The sequence below is a fragment of the uncultured Sphingomonas sp. genome (genome assembly GCF_946477935.1).
Lineage (GTDB): Bacteria > Pseudomonadota > Alphaproteobacteria > Sphingomonadales > Sphingomonadaceae > Sphingomonas.
In genome coordinates this window covers 1-5,875 of sequence record NZ_CAMLAC010000229.1, presented here as the reverse complement: position 1 = coordinate 5,875, position 5,875 = coordinate 1, and the positions used below count along the sequence as shown (strand labels likewise).

At 65.6% G+C, this 5,875-nt stretch carries 6 protein-coding genes and 1 pseudogene; 5 read left to right on the top strand and 2 right to left on the bottom strand.

The window, feature by feature from the left end:
* Positions 1–667: pseudogene (locus Q0U08_RS17120) on the bottom strand (GNAT family N-acetyltransferase); the annotation flags it as partial.
* A 129-nt stretch (positions 668–796) separates the two neighbouring features.
* Here Q0U08_RS17120 and Q0U08_RS17115 point away from each other — a divergent pair.
* The 4 genes from Q0U08_RS17115 to uvrB all read left to right on the top strand — a co-directional run bounded on the left by Q0U08_RS17115 (position 797) and on the right by uvrB (position 5,284).
* Positions 797–1,249 carry a DUF2721 domain-containing protein gene (locus tag Q0U08_RS17115; protein WP_298092825.1) on the top strand — a complete coding sequence of 151 codons (453 nt, stop codon included), beginning with the start codon at positions 797–799 and terminating at the stop codon, positions 1,247–1,249.
* The gene (locus Q0U08_RS17110; RefSeq protein ID WP_298092823.1) at positions 1,246–1,692 is read left to right on the top strand and encodes a DUF4345 domain-containing protein; all 447 of its coding nucleotides are present in this window, start codon (positions 1,246–1,248) and stop codon (positions 1,690–1,692) included. The genes Q0U08_RS17115 and Q0U08_RS17110 overlap by 4 nt, the downstream gene beginning before the upstream one ends.
* Before the next feature lie 75 nt (positions 1,693–1,767).
* The gene (locus Q0U08_RS17105) at positions 1,768–2,934 is read left to right on the top strand and encodes an MBL fold metallo-hydrolase (protein ID WP_298092821.1); all 1,167 of its coding nucleotides are present in this window, start codon (positions 1,768–1,770) and stop codon (positions 2,932–2,934) included.
* A gap of 160 nt (positions 2,935–3,094) precedes the next feature.
* The gene (uvrB, locus tag Q0U08_RS17100) at positions 3,095–5,284 is read left to right on the top strand and encodes an excinuclease ABC subunit UvrB (protein WP_298092820.1); all 2,190 of its coding nucleotides are present in this window, start codon (positions 3,095–3,097) and stop codon (positions 5,282–5,284) included.
* A gap of 21 nt (positions 5,285–5,305) precedes the next feature.
* Here uvrB and Q0U08_RS17095 read toward each other — a convergent pair whose 3' ends face one another.
* Positions 5,306–5,680: a PRC-barrel domain-containing protein gene (locus tag Q0U08_RS17095; protein ID WP_298092818.1), complete on the bottom strand. Its 375-nt coding sequence runs from the start codon at positions 5,678–5,680 to the stop codon at positions 5,306–5,308.
* A gap of 11 nt (positions 5,681–5,691) precedes the next feature.
* Here Q0U08_RS17095 and Q0U08_RS17090 point away from each other — a divergent pair.
* The coding region (locus Q0U08_RS17090) for a hypothetical protein (RefSeq protein WP_298092816.1) at positions 5,692–5,875 on the top strand (184 nt) is incomplete at its 3' end.

The window sequence follows — 5,875 nt, the reverse complement described above, 5'->3', positions numbered from 1 at the left end:
CCCCCACCCAGCTCCGCGCCTCGATCGCCGCCAGCGCATCGAACCCCGCCGGCCAGTCGGCCCCGGTCAGGAACGACCAGTCCAGCATGCCATGTTCGGCCAGATGCTTTTCGAAGAACCGGTTCTTGCGCAGCGTCGAGGTGCGCGGCCACGCACCGCGCGTCGTCGCATCCGCCATGCGGAATATCCAGGTGGTGCCGATCACCCGGTCGATGGCCGTCCATCCCGATGCGCGCGCCGCCGCGAGCAGCATTGTCACGCCCGGATCACCGTCCGGCACCGGACCGATGCGAATCGCCCGCCGATCCCGCGCCAGCAAGGCCAGCGCGACGCGCCCCGCCTCGATGGTCGCCCCCTCGACCGCCACCGGTGCGCGAAACGGCCAGTAGGAGCCGGGCACGCTGGCCATGCGCGCCATGCGAGGCCCCAGCGGCACCAGCGGCATCGCCAGCACCGCCCGTCCGCCATCCTCCACCATCAGCGTACGGGCGGCGCCGCCATACACCGCAACAGCCGACGCAAACCATTGACGACGCAGGAAATGATGCGTGGAGGGTGCGGCCGCCGCGACATCGTCGATCGCAGTCGGCAAACCATCGACCAGCCTCGCCGCCATCGGCGACGTGGCCCGTTCATGCCCGGCAAGGCGCATCGACATGGTCACCATCGTTCTTCATCCCGTCCGGATCGGCGGATGGCCGGTGCCTACACCCGTGCAGGTTACCAACGCATTTGTGGGGGCGCAAAGACGCTTCAGCCTTGTCTCTCGCGCGCGACCGCGCCACCTTTGCCGATGATGCCGACGTTACCCGCCGTCTCCACCATCGCGCAGACGATCCAGTTGTCGCTCGCGCCCGTCTTCATGCTGGCGGCGATCGGCCAGTTGCTCAACGTGCTTGCCGGTCGGCTCGCCCGCGTCATCGATCGTGCGCGTGCGCTCGAGCTTCTTCTCGAACGCGCCGATGACGAGGCGCACCGCGCGCGCCTGAAATGGGAATTGCGACTGCTCGACCGGCGCATGTCGATCATCAACGCCGCGCTCTTCGTGTCGGTGCTCAGTGCGGTCATGGCCTGTCTGGTGATCGCGCTGCTGTTCGTGGCCAATCTGGCGAAATTCCATATCGGCACGTGGATCGCACTGGCCTTCATCCTGTCGGTCATGATGCTGATCCTGTGCCTTGCCGCCTTCATGATCGAGGTACGGGTTTCGCTGCGCGCCATCCATGTCCGCAAGGAGATCCTGTCGTGACCCCGGCGGCGGAGCGTCGTCTGCTGCAGGCGGCGGTGGCCATCGCCTGCTGCGTGCCGATCGCGGCTGGGGCGGCGGGCGTGCTGCTCGGGCCGGCATGGATGGGCCATCCGCCGCGCATTCCCGTCGATCTGGACAGCCATGTCCGCTATCTGTCGGGCATCTTCCTGGGGGTCGGCATGGCCTTCACCACCTGCATCCCCGCGATCGAGCGACAGGGGCCACGCTTCCGCCTGCTCGCCGCCCTCGTCGTCGCCGGCGGCTTCGCCCGGCTCGGTTCGCTGATCGCGGTCGGCGCCCCTTCGCGCGGACACCGGATCGGCCTGTTCCTCGAACTCGTCCTCGTCCCCCTCCTCGTCCTCTGGCAAGCCCGTCTCGCCAGCCGCTACCGCATATCCCCGGCGCCCGCTCCCGCCGCCGCCCGCTCGCAAAGCCGCTCTTAACAGGGCGGCCCCGCCTCGCGGACCCCGAGCGCCCTCACATACGTTGGTCGCATCATCATTCACAAAGGAGCGAGCGTGGCCGCAGTTCTGAAAGTCGTTGCCAGGCTCGTCGCGCTGCTCCTGATCCTTCTCGGCCTTGCGGTCACGATCGTGCCGCGCTTCCTCGACCGCATCTATTATCGCGGTCCCGCGAGCAGCCATTTCGACACCGAACGCTTCTTCAACCCGGACGGTGACGAGGATACCAAACGCCCTCCCGGCGGCGGCGGACGCGCCGGCTTCTTCTGGCGCTATCTGACCGGCAGCGACGATCGGCCGCCCTGGCCCGCAACCGTGCGGATCGCCCCGGTCGCACCGCCCGACCGGGTGCAGGGGCAGCGCATGGTGGCCACCTGGGTCGGCCATGCCACCGTGCTGGTCCAGACGCAGGGGCTCAACATCCTGACCGACCCGATCTGGGCCGACACCGCCGGCCCCTTCGGCATGGGTCCGTCGCGCGTCGCCCGCCCCGGCATTTCCTTCGATCGCCTGCCCCGGATCGACCTGGTCGTGGTCAGCCACAACCATTATGACCATATGGATCTGGATACGCTGCGCCGTCTCTGGAAGCGGGACCGGCCGCGCATCGTCACCAGCCTCGGCAATGACAGCGTCATCGCACAGGCCGGTGTGCCCGCCACCGCGCTCGATTGGGGGCAGCGCCTCGGCCTGCGCCCCGATATCTCGGTCGTCGTCACCCGCAACCATCATTGGGGCAGCCGCTGGTTCACCGATCGCAACCGTGCGCTCTGGTCCAGCTTCACGATCACCCTTCCCGGCGGCAATCTGTTCTTTGCCGGCGATACCGGCATGGGTGACGGGCAATGGCCGGCAGAGGCGGCACGGCTCGGCCCGGTGCGACTTGCCCTGCTCCCGATCGGGGCGTTCCGTTTTGCCCCGGGCCAGATGGAATCCGGCAGCCATATCGGTCCGGTCGATGCGGTGGAGGTCTATCGCCGGCTCGGCGCGACGCGCGCGATCCCGGTTCACTGGGGCACCTTCCGGCTATCCTACGAGGCTTATGACACGCCGCCAAAGCTGCTCGCTGCGTCCATGCGCTGCACCGGCCAACGCGGCTTTGCCCCCATACCCCTCGGTCATCCGGTCGAGATCGGTCCCTATCGCCCGACTGCGGCGGCAAAGACACCACGTGCCGAACTGCTGCGCTGCCTCGACGCTGCCGGCGCCGATCGCTTGCGCTAGGACGCAGTGCCGGGCTGCGACAAGTCCGGTCCCACGGCCACTTTGCAGGCACCGTTCGCTGTCGTCATCCTGGCCGGTTGTGACGCCTGAACTCTAAGCATGCGCGAACGTTTACGTCGCGACAGGTGACGAAACGAGAACAAAGCCCCATATCCCCGCCATGGCCATCCAGATCCGCACGACCCTAGACGAGCCGGAAACCGGCCCCGCCTTCGTTCCCCACCGCCCCAGCCGTCCCGAAAAGGCGGAAGGCGGGCGCCGGTTCGAACTGGTGACGGACTATACCCCGAGCGGTGACCAGCCCACCGCCATCGCGGAACTGGTGGCCGCAGCGCGGGCGGGTGAAAAGGATCAGGTGCTGCTCGGCGTCACCGGTTCGGGCAAGACTTTCACCATGGCCAAGACGATCGAGGCGTTGCAGCGCCCCGCGCTGATCCTCGCCCCCAACAAAATCCTGGCCGCGCAGCTTTACGGAGAGTTCAAGAACTTCTTCCCGAACAACGCGGTCGAATATTTCGTCAGCTATTACGACTATTACCAGCCCGAGGCCTATGTGCCGCGGTCCGACACCTATATCGAGAAGGAATCCTCGATCAACGAGTCGATCGACCGGATGCGCCACTCGGCCACGCGGGCGCTGCTGGAGCGTGACGACGTAATCATCGTCGCCTCCGTATCCTGTCTCTACGGTATCGGTTCGGTCGAGACCTATTCAGCGATGATCTTCGACTTGAAGAAGGGGCAGAGCGTCGATCAGCGCGAGATCGTGCGCAAGCTCGTCGCCTTGCAGTACAAGCGCAACGACGCGGCCTTCCAACGTGGCAATTTCCGCGTGAAGGGCGATACGCTCGAACTGTTCCCCTCCCACTATGAGGATTCGGCGTGGCGGATCTCGTTCTTCGGCGACGAGATCGAGGAGATCACCGAATTCGATCCGCTCACCGGCAAGAAGGTGGCGAACCTCAACTCCGTTCGCGTGTACGCGAACTCGCACTATGTCACCCCCGGCCCGACGATGAAGCAGGCGGCCGAGGCGATCCGCCATGAACTCTCCGAACGGTTGAAAGAGCTGGAAGCGGAAGGAAAGCTGCTCGAGCATCAGCGGCTCGAACAGCGCACCAATTTCGATCTCGAGATGATCGCCGCGACCGGAAGCTGCAACGGCATCGAGAATTACAGCCGCTTTCTCACCGGCCGCCTGCCGGGCGAGCCGCCGCCGACCTTGTTCGAATATCTGCCGGAAAACGCGGTGCTGTTCGTGGACGAAAGCCATGTCACCATCGGCCAGATCAACGGCATGTCGCGCGGCGACCATCGCCGCAAGATCACGCTCGCTGAATATGGCTTTCGCCTGCCCTCCGCGATCGACAACCGCCCCCTGCGCTTCAACGAATGGGACGCGATGCGCCCGCAGACCGTTTGCGTCTCCGCGACGCCGGGGAACTGGGAGATGGAACAGACCAGCGGCGTCTTCGCAGAACAGGTTATCCGTCCCACCGGGCTGATCGATCCGCCGATCGAGATCAAGCCGGTCGAGGAGCAGGTACAGGACTTGATCGTCGAGGTCCGCAAGACGACCGAACTGGGCTACCGCACGCTCGTCACCACGCTCACCAAGCGGATGGCGGAAGATCTGACCGAATATATGCACGAAGCGGGGATCAAGGTCCGCTACATGCATTCGGATGTCGAGACGCTGGAGCGTATCGAGCTGATCCGCGATCTACGCCTGGGCGTTTACGATGCGCTGATCGGCATCAATCTGCTGCGCGAGGGACTCGATATCCCCGAATGCGGGCTCGTCGCGATCCTGGACGCAGACAAGGAGGGCTTCCTTCGGTCAGAGACGTCGCTGATCCAGACGATCGGTCGCGCCGCCCGCAACGTCGACGGTCGCGTCATCCTCTACGCCGATCGCGTCACCGGCTCGATGGAACGCGCCATGAGCGAAACCGCACGCCGGCGTGAGAAACAGATGGCCTATAATGCCGAACACGGCATCACACCCGCCACGGTGCGCAAGAATATCGGCGACATCATCGCCCATGTCGCCAGCGGCGATCAGGTCACCGTGCCGATCGACGACGAGCGGCCGCACATGGTCGGCCACAATCTGCGCGCCTATATCGAGGAACTTGAAAAGAAGATGCGCAAGGCCGCCGCTGATCTCGAGTTCGAGGAAGCGGGTCGCCTGCGCGACGAGATCCGCCAGTTGGAAAACGAGGAACTCGGCCTGCCCGTGCACGAACAGAAGGCCCCGATCATGGGCCGCTCGAACGAGGGCAAGCCGGGCACCCGCAAGACGCGCTTCGGCAAGAGCAAGAAGTTCGCGAGCGGTCGGCGGGCCTGACGGGGCCCGCCGCTGCGCGCATCACTCGGCAGCGACGTCCTCGCTGCCGACGCTGTAATAGCTCGCGACGCGGTCGGCATAGGCCTGGTCGAACACCGGCGCATTGTTCGACCAGCTCGGACCGCCTTCCAGCAGGCGGCGGTCGACCGTGATGACATATTGGTCGCGCACCGAATCGAACTGCAGCAGCGAAAATGGCACGGGGTAGAAGCTCTTGCCCATGCCCAGGAACCCGCCGAGCGACAGCACCGCATGCGTCACCTTGCCGCTGCGCTTGTGGACCATGAAGGAATAAACGGTGCCGACCGTATCGCCGTCCCGGCTTTCCACCTTCATCGTGTGCGCCACATTGGCCTGGACGAGCAGCAGCGTGGGGGTATCGGCGGTGTCGGACATAGGGGTCTCCATTGATCCAGGTTGAACCCGTCGCCCCGCAGCGCGGTTCCGTCGCAACCCGTACGCTTCGGAAGGTTGAGCCCGCCTCCTGCCTCGCCCATAGAGCGACCATGCGTCCTGCCCTTTCCCTGCGCCTGCTGCCGCTCGCCACCGCCGCGCTTCTCTCCGCCTGTATCCCCGCCACGCAGCCGGTAT

Bases quoted from the DNA above. Each gene is read 5' to 3' on its own strand.
- Q0U08_RS17115 (WP_298092825.1), top strand. From the start codon at position 797: ATGCCGACGTTACCCGCCGTCTCCACCATCGCGCAGACGATCCAGTTG.
- uvrB (WP_298092820.1), top strand. From the start codon at position 3,095: ATGGCCATCCAGATCCGCACGACCCTAGACGAGCCGGAAACCGGCCCC.
- Q0U08_RS17095 (WP_298092818.1), bottom strand. From the start codon at position 5,680: ATGTCCGACACCGCCGATACCCCCACGCTGCTGCTCGTCCAGGCCAAT.